The organism is Halothece sp. PCC 7418 (assembly GCF_000317635.1).
In the GTDB taxonomy this organism is placed as follows: domain Bacteria; phylum Cyanobacteriota; class Cyanobacteriia; order Cyanobacteriales; family Rubidibacteraceae; genus Halothece.
Map to the genome: position 1 here is coordinate 2,654,977 of NC_019779.1, position 22,963 is coordinate 2,677,939.

20 protein-coding genes and 1 tRNA gene are annotated in these 22,963 nt (G+C 42.3%); 8 read left to right on the forward strand and 13 right to left on the reverse strand.

The genetic code is table 11. From position 1 onward, the window contains the following. The first annotated feature begins 26 nt into the window (after nucleotides 1-26). Nucleotides 27-1,148, forward strand: coding sequence for a nicotinate mononucleotide-dependent phosphoribosyltransferase CobT (gene cobT, locus PCC7418_RS11960; RefSeq protein WP_015226449.1), 1,122 nt, complete (start codon nucleotides 27-29; stop codon nucleotides 1,146-1,148). Here cobT and PCC7418_RS11965 read toward each other — a convergent pair. Then, complete coding sequence (locus tag PCC7418_RS11965; protein ID WP_015226450.1) at nucleotides 1,128-2,600, reverse strand: aminotransferase class I/II-fold pyridoxal phosphate-dependent enzyme; 1,473 nt, start codon at nucleotides 2,598-2,600, stop codon at nucleotides 1,128-1,130. The two genes, cobT and PCC7418_RS11965, sit on opposite strands and share 21 nt — an antisense overlap. A 217-nt stretch (nucleotides 2,601-2,817) precedes the next feature. Here PCC7418_RS11965 and PCC7418_RS19435 point away from each other — a divergent pair, with 217 nt between their 5' ends. Next, on the forward strand, nucleotides 2,818-5,820 hold the full coding sequence (locus PCC7418_RS19435) for an EAL domain-containing protein (RefSeq protein WP_015226451.1): 3,003 nt from the start codon (nucleotides 2,818-2,820) through the stop codon (nucleotides 5,818-5,820). A 61-nt stretch (nucleotides 5,821-5,881) separates the two neighbouring features. Here the strand turns inward: PCC7418_RS19435 and PCC7418_RS11975 are convergent. Both PCC7418_RS11975 and PCC7418_RS11980 read right to left on the reverse strand, forming a co-directional pair. Beyond that, nucleotides 5,882-5,955, reverse strand: a tRNA-Met gene (locus tag PCC7418_RS11975). Between the two features lie 48 nt (nucleotides 5,956-6,003). After that, the gene (locus tag PCC7418_RS11980) at nucleotides 6,004-7,161 is read right to left on the reverse strand and encodes a histidinol-phosphate transaminase (protein WP_015226452.1); all 1,158 of its coding nucleotides are present in this window, start codon (nucleotides 7,159-7,161) and stop codon (nucleotides 6,004-6,006) included. Between the two features lie 295 nt (nucleotides 7,162-7,456). On the opposite strand from PCC7418_RS11980, the gene trpB reads away from it, so the two are divergent. Together trpB and PCC7418_RS11990 are read left to right on the forward strand one after the other, a co-directional pair. Beyond that, complete coding sequence (gene trpB, locus PCC7418_RS11985) at nucleotides 7,457-8,701, forward strand: tryptophan synthase subunit beta (protein ID WP_041596250.1); 1,245 nt, start codon at nucleotides 7,457-7,459, stop codon at nucleotides 8,699-8,701. Nucleotides 8,702-8,747: 46 nt separating this feature from the next. Further along, nucleotides 8,748-9,377 (forward strand): ribonuclease H-like domain-containing protein, encoded by a 630-nt coding sequence (locus tag PCC7418_RS11990; protein WP_041596637.1) that lies wholly within the window; start codon nucleotides 8,748-8,750, stop codon nucleotides 9,375-9,377. A 96-nt stretch (nucleotides 9,378-9,473) separates the two neighbouring features. On the opposite strand, the gene cobJ is transcribed toward PCC7418_RS11990, so the two are convergent. The 7 genes from cobJ to PCC7418_RS12025 form a co-directional block, all read right to left on the reverse strand. Beyond that, nucleotides 9,474-11,306 (reverse strand): precorrin-3B C(17)-methyltransferase, encoded by a 1,833-nt coding sequence (gene cobJ, locus PCC7418_RS11995; protein ID WP_015226455.1) that lies wholly within the window; start codon nucleotides 11,304-11,306, stop codon nucleotides 9,474-9,476. 62 nt (nucleotides 11,307-11,368) lie between these two features. After that, nucleotides 11,369-11,548: a 30S ribosomal protein S21 gene (gene rpsU, locus PCC7418_RS12000; protein ID WP_015226456.1), complete on the reverse strand. Its 180-nt coding sequence runs from the start codon at nucleotides 11,546-11,548 to the stop codon at nucleotides 11,369-11,371. Between the two features lie 223 nt (nucleotides 11,549-11,771). Beyond that, nucleotides 11,772-12,044 (reverse strand): RNA-binding protein, encoded by a 273-nt coding sequence (locus PCC7418_RS12005; protein ID WP_015226457.1) that lies wholly within the window; start codon nucleotides 12,042-12,044, stop codon nucleotides 11,772-11,774. Between the two features lie 90 nt (nucleotides 12,045-12,134). Then, nucleotides 12,135-13,247, reverse strand: a complete 1,113-nt coding sequence (locus PCC7418_RS12010) for an RNA-guided endonuclease InsQ/TnpB family protein (protein WP_396275339.1) — start codon at nucleotides 13,245-13,247, stop codon at nucleotides 12,135-12,137. Nucleotides 13,248-13,557: 310 nt separating this feature from the next. Beyond that, a complete protein-coding gene (locus PCC7418_RS12015; protein WP_216086639.1) occupies nucleotides 13,558-14,316 on the reverse strand; it encodes a hypothetical protein in 759 nt (252 codons plus the stop codon). Between the two features lie 224 nt (nucleotides 14,317-14,540). Beyond that, complete coding sequence (locus tag PCC7418_RS12020) at nucleotides 14,541-14,894, reverse strand: phenylpyruvate tautomerase MIF-related protein (protein WP_015226460.1); 354 nt, start codon at nucleotides 14,892-14,894, stop codon at nucleotides 14,541-14,543. A gap of 23 nt (nucleotides 14,895-14,917) precedes the next feature. Beyond that, nucleotides 14,918-15,400: a flavin reductase family protein gene (locus PCC7418_RS12025; RefSeq protein WP_015226461.1), complete on the reverse strand. Its 483-nt coding sequence runs from the start codon at nucleotides 15,398-15,400 to the stop codon at nucleotides 14,918-14,920. Nucleotides 15,401-15,593: 193 nt separating this feature from the next. Here PCC7418_RS12025 and PCC7418_RS19440 point away from each other — a divergent pair, with 193 nt between their 5' ends. Then, nucleotides 15,594-18,392, forward strand: a complete 2,799-nt coding sequence (locus tag PCC7418_RS19440) for an EAL domain-containing protein (RefSeq protein ID WP_171814912.1) — start codon at nucleotides 15,594-15,596, stop codon at nucleotides 18,390-18,392. On the opposite strand, the gene rfaE2 is transcribed toward PCC7418_RS19440, so the two are convergent. After that, entirely contained in the window at nucleotides 18,376-18,864 is a 489-nt protein-coding gene (gene rfaE2, locus PCC7418_RS12035; protein ID WP_015226463.1) for a D-glycero-beta-D-manno-heptose 1-phosphate adenylyltransferase, read from the reverse strand. The two genes, PCC7418_RS19440 and rfaE2, sit on opposite strands and share 17 nt — an antisense overlap. Nucleotides 18,865-19,279: 415 nt before the next feature. Between rfaE2 and PCC7418_RS12045 the strand changes: the two genes are divergently transcribed. From PCC7418_RS12045 to PCC7418_RS12055, 3 genes are all read left to right on the forward strand, one after another. Next, nucleotides 19,280-20,029, forward strand: coding sequence for a DUF2993 domain-containing protein (locus PCC7418_RS12045; RefSeq protein ID WP_015226464.1), 750 nt, complete (start codon nucleotides 19,280-19,282; stop codon nucleotides 20,027-20,029). A 128-nt stretch (nucleotides 20,030-20,157) separates the two neighbouring features. Next, nucleotides 20,158-21,384 (forward strand): DUF790 family protein, encoded by a 1,227-nt coding sequence (locus PCC7418_RS12050; protein WP_015226465.1) that lies wholly within the window; start codon nucleotides 20,158-20,160, stop codon nucleotides 21,382-21,384. 62 nt (nucleotides 21,385-21,446) lie between these two features. Continuing rightward, nucleotides 21,447-21,923 carry a DUF4079 domain-containing protein gene (locus PCC7418_RS12055; protein ID WP_015226466.1) on the forward strand — a complete coding sequence of 159 codons (477 nt, stop codon included), beginning with the start codon at nucleotides 21,447-21,449 and terminating at the stop codon, nucleotides 21,921-21,923. Between the two features lie 84 nt (nucleotides 21,924-22,007). Here PCC7418_RS12055 and PCC7418_RS12060 read toward each other — a convergent pair whose 3' ends face one another. Further along, the gene (locus PCC7418_RS12060) at nucleotides 22,008-22,430 is read right to left on the reverse strand and encodes a type II toxin-antitoxin system VapC family toxin (RefSeq protein ID WP_015226467.1); all 423 of its coding nucleotides are present in this window, start codon (nucleotides 22,428-22,430) and stop codon (nucleotides 22,008-22,010) included. Then, nucleotides 22,427-22,660, reverse strand: a complete 234-nt coding sequence (locus PCC7418_RS12065; RefSeq protein ID WP_015226468.1) for a DUF2281 domain-containing protein — start codon at nucleotides 22,658-22,660, stop codon at nucleotides 22,427-22,429. The genes PCC7418_RS12060 and PCC7418_RS12065 overlap by 4 nt, the downstream gene beginning before the upstream one ends. Between the last annotated feature and the right edge of the window lie 303 nt (nucleotides 22,661-22,963).

Sequence of the window (22,963 nt, forward strand, 5' to 3'; positions counted from 1 at the left end):
ACTCAATCATACAGTATCAAACAAAGATGATTCCAATTTATACTCAAATTCAGCAAGGTAATCGTTGGCTCAATCAATATCGCGGAAAACGTCCTGCCTTAGCTTGTGTGTTAGGCTTTACGGAAACGGGTTTATTGCCTGAAATCTCTGCAGCAGGAGCAACGCCTGATGATCGTCGTTATACCGCGATCGCGGATGGAGAATGTTTAGTCAATGGCATCCAACCGCACCCGAAACATCCCTTACCTCCCCTCACTGTCGGTGCATCGCCAACCTTGATTTCCCGTGCTTTTGTAGAAGCCTTAGACTTACCCGTTTATCTCTTTAATGCGGGTTTACCAAAACCGCCAGCCGTCCCTCATATTGATTTAGGGGGAATCCCCGCGCAATGCGTTTCTACAGGTCAGGCGTTACCGCGATCAAAAGTGGAGGCGTTATTTGCCCAAGGATGGCAATGGGGAGAAGTCCTTGCCAAGACCGTCAAAGACAGTTATTTAATCATTGGGGAATGCGTGGTCGGTGGCACAACAACGGCCCTGGGATTACTCACGGGACTGAGAATTGCTGCTGCCAACAAGGTCAACAGTAGTCACCCACATTGTAATCATCGCCAAAAATGGGAAATTGTGCAAGCGGGGTTAGGGCGAACCGATTGGTATTTTCAGCAAACGCCAGTTGATCCCTTTGGTGTCGTTGCTGCCGTCGGTGATCCGATGCAAGCAGTGGTTGCGGGAATGGCTCTTTCAGCGAGTCGGGAAGTGGGGGTGTTACTGGCTGGGGGAACGCAAATGCTGGCGATTTATGCGCTGATGCAACGTTTGCTGCGTGAAGGCAGTCGCGGTAAGTTAGAACAGGTGGCGGTGGGAACAACCCGTTGGGTGACAGAAGATTTAACTGGCGATACGGTGGGCTTAGCTAATACCTTAGAGGATGTTCCTTTATTGGCGACTGGTTTAAGTTTTGCCGAATCTCGTTATCCGCAGTTGAATGCCTATGAAGACGGTTATGTGAAAGAAGGGGTGGCTGCAGGAGGCTGCGCGATCGCGGCTCATTTATATTTAGGATGGAATCAAGCTCAGTTACTCCATACCATTGAGTCTCTAGTTGAACAATATGCAGAAATCGGCTCAAACGCTGATCACTTCTAAGGTCTCCAAACTAGAATCACGACATCCCGTAAGACTGACGTTGCTACCCAACGCCAGCACCTGTTGTAAGTAAGTGAGGGCTTCTGCTGTAATCGTTTCTCCAGGCATTAAAACGGGGATTCCTGGAGGATAAGGACAAACGAATTCTGCACTGATTTGACCAATAGTAGATGATACAGGTAGGGTCTTCTTTTCGCTAAAGAAGGCTTGACGAGGAGAAATACAAGGCGCAAGGGGGGGCAAAGCAGAGAGTTTCATCTTGCTGATTTCTTCTGCTGTTTTCTTCTCTTTTAATGCCCTCAACCCCTTGACGAGAGCTTCTATGTCAGCTTCAGTATTGCCAAAAGTAACCACAAAGGTCAAGGTTTTTGCGGTGGGTAACTCTGCGGTGACAGCGAATTGTTCATGTAAGATTTCGTCTGCTGCAAAGCCAGTCAACCCCAAAGCAGAGACATCGACACTCAGGCGGGTGGGGTCGATTGCTTGACAGCCCAGTTGGGGGGTAGCAGGAGAAAAAACAGTGATTTCAGGAATAGTTTTGATTTTCTCAGTGGCTTGTTGGGCTAAGGCTAAAGCCTGTCCTAATAATTTTTCCCCTGCGGTGGCGACTTGTTGACGCGCTGCATCGAGGGAGGCTAACAGTAAATGACTAGGACTACTAGATTGTAAACACTGTAATGCAGAGGTGAGAGCAGTTGCACTAACTCGTTGTCCTTTCTGATGGAGGAGAGAAGCCTGAGTGAGTGCGCCTAAGGTTTTGTGTAGTGACTGGATCACCACATCTGCACCCAGAGTGAGAGGAGATTTCGGAAACTGGGGATGAAACCCAAAATGCGCCCCGTGTGCAGCATCCACAAGGAGAGGAATCTGATGCGAATGAGCAATTTGAGCTATGGTTTCAATGTCGGCGCAAACCCCTTGATAGGTGGGAGAAGTGATGAGGATAGCTTTGCTGTCAGGATGTTGCGCGATCGCGCTGTGGAAAGCGGTTGGTGTGAGGTTGTAGGGTAAATCGAAGCTGGAATCATACACGGGATTGATAAAAATCGGAATTGCTCCTGATAAAATTAGTCCCGCGATCGCGCTTTGATGAACCGTGCGAGGCAAAATAATTTTCTCACCCTCGCCACAAGTCGCTAAAATTGCAGCCATCACCCCAGAAGTGGAACCATTGGCTAAAAACCAAGTTTGATCCGCTCCAAAGGCCTCAGCAGCTAACCCTTGCGCTTGTTTCATTACGCCTTCTGGCGGAAACAGGTTTCCAAACTCAGGCAATTCTGGTAAATCGTAACGAAAGACATCCTCTCCAAATAAGGCTAATAATCGAGACGAGATCCCTTTTCCTCGTTTATGTCCAGGGACATAAAATGGCGCATGAGGGCGGTTGCTACTTCCCCTCAGTGCATCTAACAAGGGGGTATTTATTTGTGATCTGTATTCAAAATCATTCATTCACTTAAACTGACTGCAACTGCTACCCTACTGAGAATTACTATAATCTTTTTTTAAGATTTGATCTAAAATGAGAAATACCTTGTTATTTAAATTTTTTATAACAATTGATTGATCATACAAGTTTTATATGTTCTCCGTAAACATATCAGCAGTTAAGAGGCTTGTTGGCACAATTCTAGTTTGATGAGACTTCTAAGCAGCCAAGGGCGCAGTTATGACACAAATTTCCGATTCTGAGAGCCAATTGTTAAGATTTGCTGATTTGCAGGTGTTTGAGCATTTAAGCTCACCAATCTGGATTTATGACGTGCAGCAAAATCAAATCCTCTGGGCAAATTCAGCAGCACGCGAGAGTTGGGAAGTTTCGTCTGTAAAAGCGATTAATGAAGGGAATGGCGACTCTGTGCAAATTGAAGCTACTAACCTGATCGCCAATCAAAGACAATTACTGAGTGAAGCAAGAAATAGGGTCACTTGGACAATGACTCACTCTGAGAAGCGATTAAGGTTTGACAGTCTTTGTTCCAGAATCTACTTAGAGGGATATGATTTTACGGTTTTAGTTGAAGCAACGCCCTTGTTGAATGAAGCCAGCAATGATTGTGATGCCGTTGCAGGAGTAGGAAATATCAGCGATCGCGCCTGGAATCAACGACAACTGAAAGAACAGACAGGGATTCTCGAAGCGATTGCCACGCATCAGCCCCTTTCCCAGATTTTAAGGCAACTCATTCGCACCCTAGAAACCCTGATTCCCAACCGCATTGGCTCATTTTTACTCTACGATCCCAAACGCCATTGTTTAGGGTCAGGGGAAGCGATTAATCTTCCTGTGGAATATCTCCAAGCCTTAGAAGGCTTACCTATAGGCCCAAAAGTAGGTTGTTGTGGGACAGCAGCTTATCTCAGAAAACCCGTGATTGTCAGTAATATCGCCACCGATCCCCTCTGGGAAGAGTTTCGAGATTTAGCACTGAGGTTTCACTTAAAAGCAGCATGGTCTTATCCGATTTTCGGGGAAAATAGGGCGTTACTGGGAACATTTTGCTGTTACTCTCAAAAGATCGAAAAACCAACCCCCCACGATTTAGATGTAACACAAATGATCACTCACTTAGCTGGGTTAGCCATTACTCAAGATCAAGTGACGAAGGAAAGGGATCAAAAACTGGCATTAGTGGAAGCTGCGGTAGATGGGATTGGAATAGTGGAAAATGATTGTTTTTGCTATCTCAATCAAGCTCATGCGGAGATATTTGGCTATGATTCCCCTGATGAGTTAGTGGGGTGCAGTTGGCGAATTCTTTATTCCCCCGAAGAAGCAGCCCGTCTGGAACAAGTGATGATGCCAATGTTACAACAACAGGGGTATTGGCGAGGAAGCGCGATCGGGCAACGAAAAGATGGGACAATGTTTCCTCAAGAAATCTCCCTCACTCTGGTTGATGAAGATAAAATCATTTGTGTCGGTCGGGATATCAGCGATCGCGCTGCTGTAGAACAGGCTTGGCGAGAAAGTGAAAAGAAATATCGCAGCATCTTTGAAAATATCACCCAAGGCATTTTTCAAGTCACCCTTGAGGGTCAATATCTCAATGTAAATCCTTTTTTAGCCCAGCTTTACGGTTATGACTCACCAGAAGATCTCATCAAAAACATTACCAACTTAGCAGAGGAACTCTATGTTGATCCGCAACGTTGTCATAAATTATCTCAAATCACCTTAAAATATTGCACAGTCAAAAACTTTGAATCGCAAGTTTACCGTAAAGACGGAACAAAAATCTGGATTTCTGTAACCCAACACGCGGTCTATGACAAAGCAGGTCATTTTCTTTTCTTTGAAGGGGTAATCGAAGATATTACCGCCCGTAAGGAAGCAGAAGATCAACTCTACTACCAAGCCTTTCATGATGGGCTAACCCAACTCTCGAACCGTACTTGGTTTGTGCAACGGTTAGAAGGGGCAATCTATGCTTACGAAAAAGGCTTCACCGAAAGTTGTTATGCTGTCTTTTTCATTGACTTAGATCGCTTCAAAATCATTAATGATAGCCTCGGACATATTACAGGAGATGAACTCCTCAAACAAGTCGCTGATCGTTTCAAGAGTGCCGTTAGCGATCATTATCTCATTGCTCGTTTTGGTGGAGATGAGTTTGCTCTTCTCGCCACTAATATTAATTGCCAAGAAGATTGTAGCGACATTGCACAAAAATTAATTGATACCTGCCAAGACCCTTTTCTCTTAAAAGGAAATCGCTATTTTATTGGGGTCAGTATTGGGATTGCTGTTGGTGATTTATATTATCAAACGCCAGAAGAAGTGTTACGAGATGCTGATGCAGCAATGTATGAAGCAAAAGCTAAGGGCAGAGGATATGTTTTCTTCCAACCTGAAATCAGAGAACGAGTTTTATCTTGTTTATTACTAGAAAATGATTTAGAGGGAGCAATTGAACGCGAAGAATTTCAACTCCGCTATCAACACTTAGTGTATCTAGAAACCAACCAACTTTATGGCTTTGAAGTGCTTTTGCGATGGATTCATCCCCAACGAGGAGCAATTTCACCCGCCGATTTTATTCCCATTGCAGAACAAACAGGGGTGATTAAAGAACTCGATGCTTGGGTTTTAAAACAAAGTTGTCGTCAGCTTCGTCAATGGCAAAATCAATTTTCTACTGCAAAAGATTTAGTAATTAGCGTAAATTTATCCCCTGTGGAATTACTGCAACCCAACTTAGTGGAACAAATTGCAGACACCTTAAAGGAAGAAGGCATTGCTCCCCATTGTATTCGCTTAGAACTCACAGAAACCGCCTTTCTCGATAACACTCGCCTCGACATCTTCCAGCAATTACAAGCCCTAGGAATACAAATTAGCATTGATGATTTTGGGACAGGAGAATCCTCTTTAAGTCGTTTACATCAATTGCCTTTAAGTACGATTAAAGTTGATCGGGTATTTGTCCAACAATTAGATCAAGGTCATTCTGGAAAAGCACTGGTTCAAACCATTCTCAACTTAGCCCATAGTTTAGGAGTAAACACTCTTTCCGAAGGAATTGAAACCCAACAGCAACGAGATACGTTATTGAACTTAGGATGTCTTTTAGGACAGGGCTATTTTTATTCCCCTCCCGTTACCGCCCACGCTGCAACTCAGATGTTAGATCAACATGATCGCGCTACAAGCGTAATCCGTGACCAGTGACCAGTGACCAGATAAAAAAGTAGCCCTCCAACAACAAAGTGGAGGGTCAGCAATTGATTGATAGCGGGAGGCGGATTTGAACCACCGACCTTCGGGTTATGAGCCCGACGAGCTACCAGACTGCTCTATCCCGCGTCGCAATTTCTTATTATAAACATAAGATTCAAAAAGTGACAACCCCATCTAAAAATTTTTGTCCAGATACGCTGCTAAATGGCTTTGAGTGCGCTCATTTTCTGAAGGAGTCCCAATACTAATGCGGATTCCATTGGCGGTATGACGCACTAATGTTCCTTGCTGGTGTAAGGTTTTGACCAGTTGTTGCTGTTGCTGATGTTGTTCCTCTCGCGAAGCAAGATTGAGACGCAAATAAATAAAGTTCGCATCACTTTCCCACACTTGAAGACGGGAATCGGCGGAGAGAAAGTGATAGAGTTTGTCTCGTTCTTGTTGGGTTTCCGCGAGGGTTGACAGTAACTGTTCTCGGTTTTGGAGGGCGACTAAAGCTGCTGCTTGGGAAAAACTGGGTAGATTATAGGGGAGACGAATTTTTTCTAGGGCTTGGGTGAGTTGGGGATGGGCGATACAGTAACCAACCCGATGGGCTGCTAGGCGAAAGGCTTTGGAGAAGGTGCGGAGAATCGCCCAATTGGGATGTTCGGGAAGCTCGGAAACTAAGGTCTGAGCGCTAAATTCAAAGTAGGCTTCGTCAATAACAACTAAGATGTCTTCTGGGAGGCTTTTGAGCCATTCAATTTCCGCAGCACTGAGTAAGTTTCCCGTGGGGGAGTTGGGATGGACGACAAAAATCACTTTAACACCTTGTCCAATTGCACCTGCTTGCGCGATCGCGTGATCGGCTTGTCCTCGTTTGATGGTAAAGTGGGTTTCTTCTCTAGGAATAGAAATGGCGGTGATCCCTAGGGTTTGCGCCAGAATTTTATACATGGAGAAGGTGGGTTCAGAAACCAGAATTGAGGCGTTGGTTCCGACACAGGTGGCGATCAGAAGCGAACGAATCAACTCATCTGATCCGTTCCCCACAGAAATATAACTAGGATCGAATGGAAACGAGCTATTTTCATTGACATACTGCGCGATCGCGCTTTTTAATTCCTCATGACTGCCATCGGGGTAACGATTACTCTCAATAATGGTTTGATATTGTCGCGCTAACTGCTCTTTTTCGGCTTCAGGAAGATCATAAGGACTCTCATTTGTATCTAGTTTATCCACCTCGGAGGGCATTGTCACATCTTCTCCATGAGAAGAGTAAGCAAGCAATTCTGCAAGATCAGGACGAATGAATTTAAAGGCAGTCTTTGTCGAATGATTGAGCATGATGAAATGAGAGTTCGTTTCTGAATGAAAGTTTAGAGGAGGAGGAGATCGATCAACCGATTTTTATTTTATAGTTTCTTTATCTTTGCTGCTAGGTCTAGGGATGATTCCCATGATTAATCCCCCGATTCAGCACACTATTTTTCAAACTCTATCTTAGAATAAGATTTGATCCGTGAACCAACGAAGTCGGCTTGCGCATAGTTGTACATTAGAAACCTCGCAGTTTGTTGATCGCGAAAGGCTTCATATTAAAATAGAGACTGTTTGCCGTTTTGTACATAAAGAAAGCCAAGTGACAGTATCATCGGTTTCTCCATCGTCTCCATCCCAATATCCTGATGCGAAAGGGCGTTTTGGTCAGTTTGGCGGGAAATATGTTCCCGAAACCCTCATTTGGGCCCTCAGTGAACTGGAAACAGCCTATCATCAAATTTGTCGCGATCCAGATTTTAATCAGCAATTAACCCAATTGTTGCAAGATTATGTGGGACGACCTAGCCCCCTCTATTTTGCCGAACGTCTCAGTGAATACTACGCTCAACCTCATGGTGTAACGCCACAAATCTATCTGAAGCGAGAAGATTTAAACCATACAGGAGCGCACAAAATTAACAACGCGATCGCGCAAGTGCTTTTAGCTCGAAAAATGGGCAAACAGCGCATCATTGCTGAAACTGGAGCGGGTCAACATGGCGTTGCCACAGCAACCGTTTGCGCTCGTTTTGGCTTAGATTGTGTGATTTATATGGGGGTTCAAGATATGGAACGTCAAGCCCTCAATGTCTTTCGGATGCGCTTAATGGGAGCAAAAGTCGAACCAGTCGCAGCAGGGAATGGAACGCTGAAAGATGCGACATCACAAGCCATCCGCGATTGGGTAACCAACGTAGAAAATACCCACTACATCCTCGGTTCGGTCGCTGGCCCCCATCCCTACCCGATGATCGTCCGTGACTTTCACGCCATCATTGGAGAAGAAACTCGTCGTCAATGTCAGGAAAAATGGGGCGGACTCCCAGATATTCTCTTAGCCTGTATTGGTGGCGGATCGAATGCCATGGGACTCTTCTCCGATTTTGTTTCTGAGTCTTCAGTGCGTCTGATTGGTGTGGAAGCAGGGGGAGAAGGAATCAACTCGGCTCATCATGCAGCAACCCTCACCCGTGGACAACCAGGAGTCCTTCATGGGGCGATGAGTTATCTTCTACAAGATGAAGAGGGACAAGTGACAGAAGCTCATTCCATTAGTGCAGGCTTAGACTATCCAGGAGTTGGACCCGAACATAGTTATCTCAAAGATAGCGGTCGCGCTGAATATTACAGTGTCACTGATGCAGAAGCAGTAGAAGCCTTTCAACGGATGTCTCGTTTAGAAGGCATTATTCCCGCTTTAGAAACGGCTCACGCCTTTGCCTACTTAGAAACCTTATGTCCCCAACTTTCTGGATCGCCTAAGATTGTGATTAACTGCTCAGGACGCGGTGATAAAGATGTGCAAACCGTCGCCAAGTATTTAGAAGAACACAGTGAATCGTGAGCAGTTACCAGTGATCAGTGATCAAAGAATCAATAACAAAGAACGAATGAACTTATCAAAATTTCAAGTTTGTGATCAGGACTTGTCCCCTGAATTATTACAACAGTATTTATCAACGCCAGCAGTGGGAGTGGATACCGAAACCATGGGTTTAAACCCGATGCGCGATCGGCTTTGTCTGGTTCAACTGTGTGATGCCGAAGATAATGTTACAATGATTCGCATCGGAAAAGGACAACGACAAGCTGAAAATCTCTCACAATTGATGGTTGCTCCCAATGTGCAGAAAGTCTTTCACTTTGCTCGCTTTGACGTTGCTCAGATTTACCATACTTTTGGAGTGATGACTGCTCCGATTTTTTGTACGAAAATCGCCAGTAAAATGGCGCGAACTTATACATCTAGTCATGGCTTAAAAAGTTTAGTGCAGGAACTAGAGCAAGTAGAACTTGATAAACGCTCTCAAAGCTCAGATTGGGGCAATGTTGGGAACTTATCTCCTGAACAGTTGAGTTATGCAGCCAATGATGTGCGTTATTTGATTAGCATGAAACAGAAGTTGCAGACGATGCTGGAACGAGAAGAACGATGGGAGTTAACTCAAGAGTGTTTTCAGTGTCTTCCGACTTTTGTACAGTTAGATCTCCAGCAGTTTGAAAACATCTTTGAACATTAGTCAACGACCTTGATCTCGGGGAGTGCAAACAGTTAATGACTGATTTCATTAATCGCGCTCCCGAACTGTGGTCTGAAGACCTGAACCGCTCTCCGATCAGAAAGAATAGTACCCTCGTGGAGTAATCATCCAACCTTGATAGTTTCGGGTGGTGCGATTGCCGATAATAACCACAGTTAGCATATCAATGGGATGGTTGAGCATTTCTTGTAAGGTGGTTAGGGTGACCTGTTCATCGGATCGAGAAACGGAACGGACTAAGGCGACTGGGGTTTCAGGGGGACGAGATTGACTGAAGATGCTTTGCGCCACTTTAATATGTTCGGTACGAGTGCGCGATCGCGGATTATATAAAGCAGTGATAAAGTCTCCTTGGGCAGCTGCGGTTAATCGTTTCTCAATCATTTCCCAAGGTGTCAACAAATCACTAAGGCTAATCGCACAAAAATCGTGCATCAGGGGTGCGCCAACCCTTGCAGCAGCAGCTTGCATGGCGGTAATGCCAGGACAAACGGCAACTTGAGGCTGTTTCCCATCCCAGCCTTGATTTGCCAGTTCTTCAAAAACTAATCCCCCCATGGCATAAATCCCAATATCCCCTGAGGAGACCACAGCAACTTTCAATCCCCAGTTGGCAAGGTCGATTGCTCTTTCTGCGCGTTTTTTCTCTTCAGTAATGGCATAGTTTTCAACGATTTGCCCAGGGCGTAATAAGGGTTGAATCAAATCTAAATAGAGGGAGTAACCAATGACCACATCCGCTTTTGTAATCGCTGTGCGGGCAAATGGGGTAATTTGATTTAAATCGCCAGGACCTGTGCCAATGAGATCGAGTTGTCCACTGTTACCAATATATTCTCTTGGCGATCGCGCGATCGCGATGGTAACCGCCCCTTGTTCCGATTTCCAGATTTGTTTGGAGACTAAAAGGTCACTGCTCTTTGCTGCTTTCAATGCTGAGGCTTCGGCAACACTAGCAGTTCCCACTTCTTTTGCCACCACCGAGGAGGGATTGGGAACACTCACCTGATTTAATGTTTCTGCGGTATAAATCTGGAGAGGATAGTTGTGGGCTGTCGCTAAGTCTAAAATCCCTGTTTCGTCTGCTTTTAAGTCGATGGTTGCTAACCCCGCGATCGCGCTGGCAGCTAAATTTTCTTTTTCTAACCCTGCTTGTAAGGCTTGTTCAATCACTGTCTGTGGCGTGCCTCGTTCGCACCCGATCCCCACCCACAAAACTCGCGGATGCCAGACCACTTGCGGAATTTCTGGGTCTGAGGCAACATTTTGATCGCTAATCACCACTTTGGCTGGAGGATTACTCACTTCTTCCCGAAACTGAAAGGTATGATTAGCAGGAAGATGAGTTTGCCAGAGGGGAGAACCGACGCTTTGCAGGACTTGTACAGGTTTTTGATGCGCGATCGCGCGACTGACTGCTGTCCAATCGCCCTTTCCTCTACGCCAACCAAACGGCTGACCTAAAACATCAATTCCAGGCAATCCCAGACTGGCGGAAGCCCCCGTTAAAACTGCGTTTCCCCCTAACTGTTGCGCCACCAAACGAGTTAAGGATTCACCACCTCCTTGATGACCCCCACAGAGACTAATTATATTCTCTCCTGCTTCATCCATGACCAAAATTGCGGGATCACTGGCTTTATCACTTAACAAGGGTGAAAGCAAGCGGACAACCGCTCCTGTTGCCATCACAAAAATGATTCCTCGATACTGTGACCAAATCTTAGCTAGATGAACACTAAGTTGATCACTATATGAAACAGCCTCCGAAGCATCTGTGTCTAAATCACTGGGCACAAATAAAGTGATTCCCTGTTGCTGACACAACGGTTGTAAGGTTCGGACAGCGTTGGGCGTAGGCGCGATCGCGCACAGTGGAGAAAACGACTCTAACAATAATTCACTCATCCCTTAAACCAATAAATATCCCCGCCACCAAGCGGGGGAAATCATCATGACGACTCGCCAAGTTAAGCGCGAAAACGTTTTTTCCGTCGCGCTACTTCTTTCCGTTTCTTTTTCTCAATGGGGGTTTCGTGGAAGCGAGTGCGTTTAATATCGGCAAAAATCCCTGCTTTCGAGACTTGACGCTTAAAACGACGTAATGCCGATTCTATATTTTCATTTTGACCAACGGTCACTTGGGTCATAGATGCTATCCTCCTTTATATTAAACAGTCTGATCCATATAAAATTCTCCATCAACTTCAAGCACAAACGATTCGGTTGTGCTTATAGAATTTGTCGATGAAGACACTTGAATATTCTACAAAATCCCACGCTGATATCTAAGCAATACTTCAGCTTTCGTTCCGATCCTAGCATAGAACTTGTATGCAGGAGATTCTGGGCTTTGAAAATTCCTCCCGAGGTTTAAAATCGGTTTTCTCGACTTCTTCCCCCTCGATTGCGATTATTATTTTCTTGGCGTGGGCGAGCCTTATTCACTCGCAACTGGCGACCCATCCATTCTGCACCATCGAGGGCTTCAATCGCTGGGGCTTCATCAGATTCAGTTTCCATTTCTACGAAACCAAAACCGCGAACTTTTCCAGTTTCCCGATCCACTGGGATGGTCACACGCTTAACTGTACCGTATTCGGAAAAGACTTCATTAACTTCTTGCTCTGTCACTTCGTAAGGCAAGTTACCAACTTGACACTCTCCCGCTAAACCCTTCGGGCTATAACGGGAGATTCTTTCTTCTACGATTCGACTTGCTTTGACTGAATTGCTTCAACCAAAGTAGCGGTCAAATCTCCGAAAGCGTTTTCGCGCCTCAAGGTTAGCCGTTTCCCTCTGCCCGAAGGTACGGAGTCCGTCATTCAAAATATTGATGGCTGCGTTTTCGTCTCTGTCTAAACAACTTCCGCATTTACATTTGTGGGTTCTTGTCGATAGAGACTTTTTAACAATTGAGCCACAATTAGAACATTTTTGACTGGTATATTTAGGATTCACAGGAATTGTTATTTTCCCAAACTTTTGTGCAAAATATTCTAACCAAACTCTAAATTGATACCAAGCAACATCATTGATTGATTTAGCTAAATTATGATTTTTGACTAAATTTTGAATTTGAAGATTCTCGTAGGCAATCAAATCGTTAGATTGACAGACGCAACGCGCAATTCTCAATGCGTGTTCTTTACGTTGCCTACTTATTTTCAAATGATGTTTAGCCAATTTTTGTCTAGCTTTTTTTCGATTATTAGAGCCTTTCTGTTTTTTAGAAAGAGAACGTTGTAACTTTTTGAGTTTTTCTTCTCCCTTTCTAAGAAAATTCAAATTAGGTTCTTTATATCCATTGCTGTCGGTATAGAAACTTTCAATCCCAACGTCTAACCCAATTGTGTTACCCGATGGAGTAATGTTTTCTTTGACATCAATATTAATTAAAAATTGAACGTAGTACCCATCAGTACGTTTGACAATCCTAACTCTTTGAATCTCGTCAGGAGAATAGAAATGTAAATCTCTAGTTCCAATTAGTTTAATTCTACCAATCTTATTTTTATCAGTGAATGTAATATGCTTTCTAGTATTACAATCAAGTTTCCACCCAGATTTTTTATATTCAACAGAACGATTATTCTTTTGATATTGAGGATATCCTTTTTTACCAGAAATTTTTTTCTTACAATTGCTGTAAAAACGACTGATGGAAGCCCATGCTCTTTCAGCAGCACTTTGTCTTGCGCTAGAGTTTAGTTTATTAGCAAAAGGAAATTCTTTGGCGAGTTTCGCACAATTTTTATTCAAATCATATTTATTAACTCCCTCGTTGTCTTCCCAATATCGAACTGATTTATTACGGATGAATTGAACTGTACGAATTGCTTCATCCATAGCTCTATATTGAGATTTCTTCCCTTTGGCTTTGAATTCTAGGACAAACATTTTATGCAAAACTTACAAGCACAAAATTAGTGTAGCAGAAACTTGTAAGAATGACAACTAATGTCCTGATTCATCTGCCCGATAAGCTAACGCTATATCGGGAGTCTTCTCAGGACGAGAGATAAATCGACATGAAACAAACAGGCTCCCTAAGCGAAAATAACTTTATAGTAGTGCTGGTTTACTTTGATTGAGAAACTCCGTACCCCAAGTTATACAATTAATCATAACTTGACGTTCTCCCATATAGAAAGTCTTTTTAAGGAAATTGCCATTGGGTTAAAATTCCGACTCGACTCTCTTTAGCTTGACGGGCGTTTTGTTTTTCAATTTCCACATTCAACCGAAGCTGTTTCGTCAGGCTATAACCGATCGCGAGATTAGTTAAACCCACTTCAGTTTCTGTGGTTGGAGAAATAAAACTTTGGGTGAGGCGAATGTCTGCTGCACCAGTACGAGATAAAATTAAACGAACTTGTAACCCTAAGTTCAGTCCATCTTCCTGATAGTCTTCTGTTTCTAGAGCATGATAACCCATGACGGGAGCAACATTAAAATAATTGCCCAGGGGCAATAAGGAGTAAGAAAAATCACTCTTAAAATGAGCGCGATCGTGATTAAAACTTTCGCTATAACCAACACTTACCGTGACCCCATTTCTGCCTAAGAAAATATCTTCAACACCAATTATCCAACCACTAATCTGATCACCAGACGGGTATTGCACATAGCCAACTTGAAAGCGCGTATCAAAGCTCGGATCAGAGGACATTTCTGCGGACAAATCAGGAATTTCTTGTCCCCAACGTTGCAAAACAGGACTATTTTCAATTAAAGTCGGATCTAAATCTAACTCTTCTGCTAATGTCGGATTGGCACTTGCTTGATTGACACAACATAAATTCAAAAAAAGACTAACTGTTCCACTTAAAAGCAGTAGTAAATTAATTCTTTTTCCCCATAATCTTTCCTGAATCATTACATTAAATATAGCAATTCTTGGACTTGCGAGATACATTTTTATTTTTTTTGTGTTATTTATGTGGAGATGGGAGAGATGTAAGAAAAAAGCATCGATTGCCCTCAAAACGCTTGCAGGACTTGTCCTGTCAATTTAAGGGGAAAAATGAAACAGCCCTGCCTTAAAAACGAGTCGTCGGGTGGGCATTGCCCACCGTACAATGTAGTCCTTCTTTGTTAAAAGTGGTATAACATCACCGACGAAGATAAATCAGAATTATTTTAGCCTAATGTTGAGCCATTCCAACCCCACATCGAACCTTTTGCTTCTGCAAATTCAATATAAGTGCGATTGGCGGGAACTCCTAAATGATTCTCAACTTCTTGACAAAAGTCCTGAGTCATGGCACTGGTTTTATCAGCACTAATACTGCCAACATTTTTGATCTCGATGTAGCAAACTGGATCAGTTGTACCCGAAAATGTCATGGCAATTTCTGGCTGAAAAGCAGTCATCACAAAAGATTCTGGCTTTCCTAGATGCTTGGATAATTTACTGGATAAGGTTTTGAGTAAACCATCCACTTGAGTTGAATCAGGCTTAGCCACAGAAGTATGAACGTTAATTAAAGGCATAATTAATCCTCCCCGTTAAGAGTTCACCCTCCATATTGCCAGCCTGTGCTTTCTAATAAAAGTCCTTCTCCCTCTCGATGAACACCAGCCCCAATGACTTCCCCGACAAAGATGGTGTGGTCGCCTTTTTCTATAGCATCCACCACCTGACATTCCACATAGCCAAGGGTATCTTTAATAATGGGACAACCCGTTTCTTCTCCTGGATAAAACTCCACATCAGCCAGTTTATTTCCCACTCGCCGTTGCGGTTTGAAAAATTGTGCAGCTAAGTCTTTTTGGCTACTATCGAGAAAACTCAGTGCAAAAACTCCACTCTTTTTAACCATGGCATGAGAACCAGAGTCTTGGCGAACACAATTAATAATTAAAGGGGGTTGGAAAGAGGTTTGCATTACCCAACTTGCAGTAAAACCGTTGATTTCCTCACCATCTTTCACCCCACAAATGTAAAGTCCATGAGGAATTTTGCGAAGGATGGTTTTTTTGGCTTTCTCGTCTAGCAAGATAATTCTCCTGTTAATGGCATGATTCGGTCTTACTTTAGTGTAGCTTAACTGAGTGATCAAGCCCCTCTATAGTGATATAAGACACGATCATTTTCTAGTTGAAAACTCCTGATTGGCAAGATTGAGATTGAAAAAATATGTTATTTTTACAGTATCTTCGCCCTTAAAAGAATTAATTAAACGTCAGGTTGTGAAACGCAGATCTTCATTCCAATCCCTCGGGATAAAAGTAACATTAGCTTACGCATTTTGGAGTAGTTTATGGATTCTATTATCGGATCAGGCTTTAAAGGTTCTATTTTCAGGAAACCCTGATTTATTGATTCAAATTAGTACGATTAAAGGTTGGCTTTTTACATTCATTACATCAATTTTACTCTATGGATTAATTCGGAAGGGAGAAAAAGCACGGTCAGAGACTTTGCAATTACTTCAAGATGTCATTGAAGGAACAAGTGATGCCATTTTTGTTAAAGATCGCGAAAGCAAATATATTTTAATTAATGGCAGTGGGGCAAATTTTGTCGGAAAACCCATCTCAGAAATTATTGGTCAAGATGATTCTGCTTTATTTTCAGCAGAAGATGTCCCAAAAATTCGACAATTCGATCAAGAGATTATGAATTCAGGTTGTAGTCAACAAGTGGAAGAAACGATTACTGCGAATGGACAAACGTTAACTTATATTTCAAGTAAGTTTCCACGGTTTGATGTTCAGGGAAATGTCATTGGTTTAATTGGAATTTCTCGTAACATCACAGAACGAAAACAACTCGAACAAGAAAGAGAACAACTTTTAAAAGATTTAGAAGCTCGTAATGAAGAACTGAATGCACTGAATTTGATTACAGCGAATGCTATTAGTACACTGGAACTTGATCCCCTATTAAGTGTCTTGTTAGATCGCATTGTTAATGTTGTTGAAGCGGATGCTGCTCTGATTTTTTTAGAAGATCAGGGTACACTTCCTTTAAAAGCCCAGATGGGTAAAATTAGAGCAAAAAATGGCGAGAATACCCTCTATCAAGAAATTGCTCGTGTCACCCTAACGACTAAACAAATTATTAATATCGAAGATATTCAACAAGATCCTCGCTTTAGCCAGTACGCCTCCCAAAATGAGAATAAACGGCACATTATTGGGATTCCCTTGCAGCGACAAAAGCAGCAAGTTGGTGTCTTAGAAGTTGTCTGGAATTCTCCTCACGGCATAACAGAACGTGAGATTCATCTCTTGGAAGTAACAGCAGAACGCTGTACCATGGCAATTTTGAACGCGCAACTTTTTGAGCAAACAAAATCCTTACAAGAATATCTACAATTACAATTTGAACGTGCTCCGATTGGTTATATCCTTCATGATTTCCAAGGCTATTTTACAGATTGGAACCCCGCAGCAGAAAACATTTTTGGTTATCAGAAATCAGAGGTAATCGGAAAACATCCTTATGAGTTAATTGTCCCAGCAACAGAAAGGTCTTACGTTGAAGATATTATCCAGCGATTGAGTACAGGAGAAATGAATGCTCATGGCTTGAATCAAAATGTAACAAAGTCGGGAAAAACCATTACTTGTCAGTGGCATAATACGCCACTATTTGGAAATGATGGGGAATTTTTGGGAATTCTTTGTATGGTCGAGGATGTTACTGAACGGATTAGTTTACAACAACAGTTAAGAGAGTATGCCTATTATGATGCAATCACGAAACTTCCTACTCGCACCTACTTAAAAGAACAATTGATAACCAAATTAGAAACAGCAACAACCCTTCCCAAGTTTGCTTTATTACATTTGGATTTAGTCCGTTTTAAGACGATTAAATATACACTCGGATATCAAATTGCTGAGGAATTATTAGTCCAAATTAAGCAACGCTTTCAATCACAATTACCCAATAATAGTATTTTGGCAAAGATTGGTAGTGATGAGTTTGCAATTTTGTTAGAAGATGTTGAAACTTTGGATCAAGCAACTCATTGGGTAGAACATTTACTGCAATGTTTTAGTTCTCCTTTTGAAATTAATGAACAGAGACTATTTACCACGATGAAAGTCGGGTTAGTGTTGACAGGACAATGGTATGGTTCTGCAGAAGAATTATTACAAGCAGCAGAGACAGCGATGCACCAAGCGAAGTTCTCTAATACACAGGACTATGCTGTATTTGATCCAAAAATGCAAGAAAGCGCGATCGCGCGGTTACAACTCGATAGCGAAATGCGTAAAGCATTAGAACAAGGAGAATTTGAACTGCATTACCAGCCGATTATTGATTTGCAAACACAAGCCCTCACTGGGTTAGAAGCCTTGTTACGCTGGCAAAAAGACGGAAAATGGGTTTCTCCTGCAGAGTTTATTCCTGTTGCAGAAGACACAGGATTTATTATTCCTCTTGATGAATGGGTTTTACGACAAGCCTGCTGGCAAATGCAGCAATGGTGTTTAAGGTGGAATCACTCTTCACAACTATGGATGAGTGTCAATGTTTCAGTTATTGAATTAGTGCAACCTGATTTTCTGGATCGGGTTGATGCTATCCTCCAAGAAACTAATTTAGCAGCGCAACAATTAAAACTAGAAATCACAGAAACTGCGGTTATGGAAAATGCAGAAAAAGTAAGTTCTGTTTTACAGAAGTTGAAAGAGAGGAATATTCTTCTTTGTCTGGATGATTTTGGTACAGGTTATTCCTCTTTGAGTTATTTGCGCGAATTTCCCTTTGATGTCATGAAAGTCGATCGCGCTTTTATTTCTAACCTCGAACCCAATTCTAAACATTTCAACTTAATTCGTACCATGATGCTACTTGCGAATGATTTAGAGATGGGAATTATTGTCGAGGGGATTGAAACCCAACAGCAACTGGAACAATTGAAACAACTGGGCTGTCAAGAAGGACAAGGTTATCTCTTTACCCATCCTCTCCCCGCCACAGGCGTAGAAGCCCTCCTAGCACAAGATAATTGGATTATTCCGTCTGCTTAGAAATCTTTCCAATAATTTCACTGGTTGACGTGGGAACTTCCACTGCAATCAATTGAATCTCACCCCCGTAACTTTGTATCGTTTTCGCTTCGGGTAAGGTATCAAGGGTATAATCTCCCCCTTTCGCGTAGATATCCGGTTGTAACGCTTCAATCAAGGCTTCAGCAGTCGTTTCCGAAAAGAGTACCACTGCATCCACCGCAGCCAATGCAGATAATACTTCCGCCCTTTGTTCTTCAGGAATAATCGGACGCGGGGGACAGCCAGTTTTTTGGGGTTTAATGCTGCGGACTGACTCATCGCTATTCAAGCCCACCACTAAAGTTTTCCCGAGAGATTTTGCGGTTTGTAAGTATCGCACATGACCCACGTGCAATAAATCAAAACAACCATTGGTCAAAACTAACGGTCGCCACTGTCCGGGATTCATTTTAATCTGATCTTGCAATTCCTCAAGCGTAAAATTCACCATTAGTTATTAGTTATTAGTTATTTGTTCTTGGTTCTTGGTTCTTGGTTCTTGGTTCTTGGTTCTTGGTTCTTGGTTCTTGGTTCTTGGTTCTTGGTTCTTGGTTCTTGGTTCTTGGTTCTTGGTTCTTGGTTCTTGGTTCTTGGTTCTTGGTTCTTGGTTCTTGGTTCTTGGTTCTTGGTTCTTTGGTCACTGGTAACTGGTAACTGGTAACTGGTAACTGATCACTGGTCACTGGCAACTGGTAACTGATCACTGGTCACTGGCAACTGGTAACTGATCACTGGTCACTGGTCACTGGTCACTGATCACTGGTCTCTCCCACATCTTTCTTGGTGAAGACGACAGTTAACATAACTTAATATAATATAGAAATGTCGCCATGAACTGATTGCAGAATATAAGGAATTCAATCATTATGCTGTTTTCATTAGCAACGCAAGACTTAGGACAACATACCCTGAACCGCATTGCTGAATTTGCCCTTTCCACTCAGTTAGATGAATCAGAACGCCTGAATGTTGATATTAAAACCGATCCCAGTTTACTCGCGCAAGGGAAACTGGCTTCGCTAACCATAGATGGTCAAGGCTTGGTAATGCAAAAAGACTTGCGGATGCAGCAGATGTTGATTAATCTGGAAAACATTGCTGTCAGTCCGATTAAAGCCTTAACTGGAAATATTGAGTTAACCGAAACCAGCCGTGGGAAAGCGGATATTCTCCTCCATGATCGCGATCTTAATCGGGCGTTTAATTCGGAAATCTTGCGCCATCAGATGCAAAACTTAAAGATGCAGGTGGATCAGCAACCCGTGACGCTGGATGTTTTAGCAGTAGAATGTCATCTCTTACCGCAAGGAACAATTGGCATTGATGCTAAAATTAAAGTTCAGGAAACAGGAGAAATTCAACAGACCTATTTCACCAGTATTCCTCGCATTAAAGATGGCGGTAGAGGCGTTGCACTCGATAATGTCAGTTATGCGGAAGGAAAAGAATTATCTCCTGAGTTAACGGAAGCCTTGTTGGAAGAAGCGAGAAAAATCCTCAACTTAAATAACTTTGAGATGGATGGGATTAGTCTAGAAATTAACGAATTAGAAGTGAGAAAAGGAGAATTAAAATTAAGCGCGATCGCGCAAATTACGAAATTTCCTAAACCGTAGTTTTTATCATTCGTCATTTGTCATCGGTCATTCATTATTCGTTTTTTGGTCACTGATCACTGGTCACTGGTCACTGATAACTGATCACTCGTTTACTTCAACAGCCTAAGAAACGCTAGGATCAATGAATGTTAAAAAGTGAACACTTAATTCATCGTCAAAATGGGGAAAGTATTATTCCCAAACAGTTGCTTGTTGAAGATAATAAGGGTGCGGTTAATCTGGCTGGAGAATTGATTAATTGCTTTGAAAAAGCCGTTGGAAACCCCCAAAAAGAGCTCGATCGCGCTTTATTTGAATTAGAAGGAGACAGCACCGATTATCGCATTCAACGAGGATTAGCCCATCTGTTGAAAAATCATTTTTCGACCTTTGAAATCATCAGTCCCCTGGAACCGCAAGCCCTAAGAGAACGAGTGTTTACTCAATCCGCGCACACAACACCCACGCCTCACAATCGTCAAATGACCCTCGAATTATTAGCGGATCAATTGAGTGCAGAATTAAACCGAACCGTCGTGGTTTCAGAAATTCAACAAGGGCTTTACGCAGACTTACAAGAAAATCGTATTCTCACGCAATTTGAAACTCCTGCACCCGAAACCTTAATTCACCGCTATAATCTCGCGCAAGTCCAAGGAATTCTTTATCGCGCCACCTATATTGAAATTAACGCCTATCGTAATGTTCCAGGACAATATAAACTTTTATTCCGCTATTTAAAACTCTTTCAATTACTCGCCTATATTGAAGGGGATGCCGATCATGGCTTTACCATTACCATTGATGGTCCTGCCAGTGTATTTAGATCAAGTACCCGCTATGGGTTAGCCTTAGCGAAACTCCTTCCCGCCTTATTGCACGTGAGTCGCTGGGAATTGAAAGTTATTTTAGAAACGCGCGATCCCTACAGTAAAGCCATCAAAAAAGGACGCTTTAGCCTCGATAGTAACTGTGGGTTAGTCAGTCACTACGCCGAAGGAAAACCCTATGACAGTTTGCTAGAAGAATCTTTTGCGAAACGCTGGGAGAAAGCAAAAACCGAGTGGAGACTAGAGAGAGAAGTTGATCTCATTCCCATTCCAGGAAGCGTTATGATTCCAGACTTTCGCCTTGTTCATCCCAGTGGAGAAGAGTTCCTTTTAGAAATTGTCGGTTATTGGCGACCCGAATATCTCAGAAAGAAATTTTATCAAGTCCGCAAAGCGCAAGTAGATAATTTAGTTTTAGCCATCTCCGAACGCTTGAACTTAGACAAAGCAGGAGTCAACTTCCAGAATGTCCCCGCAAAACTAGTCTGGTTCAAAGATAAATTATCCCCCAAAGCAGTCTTAGCGGTTTTAGCGGAAGATTAATATAATAGGGAGTTGTTACAATCCTTAACGTTAGTAATTACGAGACGAGAGAGAGGACAATCATGGATTTACCAGAATCAGTTAAAGTTTGGTCGCAATTTTTCCATCCCGCTTTTATGTGGATTTTATTCGGAGTCGCCGTTTACGCACTCGTTTCCGGAATCAAAAGTAAAAAAGCTCGCACCGCAGAAGATACAGCATTAAAAAAAGAATATAACCCAAAAAAAGAGAAACATCATCTTATTGGTTCAATTTTGCTTTCTCTTGTAGTCTTAGGTAATCTGGGTGGTATGGCTGCCACTTATATCAACAATGGAAAACTATTTGTTGGTCCCCACCTGTTAGTTGGTTTAGGAATGCTTGCAATTGTAGCCACTTCTGCTGCTTTAGTTCCTGCCATGAAAACAAGTAATATTGCTCGCAATGCCCATATTAGCTTGAATCTTGTTCTGTTGGGATTATTCAGTTGGCAAGCCTTAACTGGAATGCAAATTCTCTTCAAAATTATTGGCAGCTTAGGCGGGAGTGATGCTGCTTAATTCTTAACTCAAATCAAAATTGAGATTAGGTATCAGTAGTAGGGTGGGTATTACTCATCCTACTACTGAATATTAATAAAAGCACTAAACATCATCTGGAATTACAAGATTAATCATCTGCTTTTTATTTTTTCGATAAACTCTAAAGTCGCTATCTAGGGTAAGAATAATACTATTAGAATGAATTTCACTCATTCTGACTAGGGAAGCATCAGCTAAAGACATCGGGACGGAACGATACGTTTCCATAAGTTGTCTCACCGACTCTAACTCTTGATCTAATCGAAAAGGAATCTTGATTTTGTTTTGAGTGAGTAACTTGAAAACCATGTCTTCCCCTCTATGAATTTTGCGTAATAAAAATAAAGTTTCAGTGATCACTGGTTCACAAGTTAGTAGAGGTGAGGGAATATTGTTTAATTGCCCTTTCACCCATGGATGATATTGCTCAGTAGAATTAAGAAAAGCGACTAAAAAACCTGTATCAATGATCCCTATTTGTCTCATTTTTTCCCTAACCCTTCTAAATATTTCTTATTAGTTGCAAGATCACCCGGTCCTCCTTCCACGCATCCAGCAAACTCAGCAGCATCTTCTAAAAATGAGGTTCTTTTCTCTTGCTCAACTAGCCCTTCTCTGTAACGTTTTTTTAGAATTTGGATAAAATCAATAAGTAAGTCTTGGGCTTCTTCAGGGAGTTCTTGAATTTCTTGGTTCAATTGTTCTAGTTTAGTCATGATGGTTAGCTTTTTATATAATTACAACAGCATTTAAGTTCATTATAAAAAGTATCTTCAATATATTGTTATTTGTTGAGACGTTCCATTTAGTCAGACTCTCTCCCTCTTCCCCCTCTCTCCGCCTCTCCTTTTACATTCTTTCTCCAGTACGTAGCACTATGCCTCAACAGATTAAGAAACACTAAAGTAACTTTTTTAAAAGAAACCGATCGCGCGAACAAAGTCAACCCCCAAAACTCCCTGCAATCAGCACCACTCAAGGGATAGGCAGTTAAGTTATAATGGGAAGGTAAATTGCAT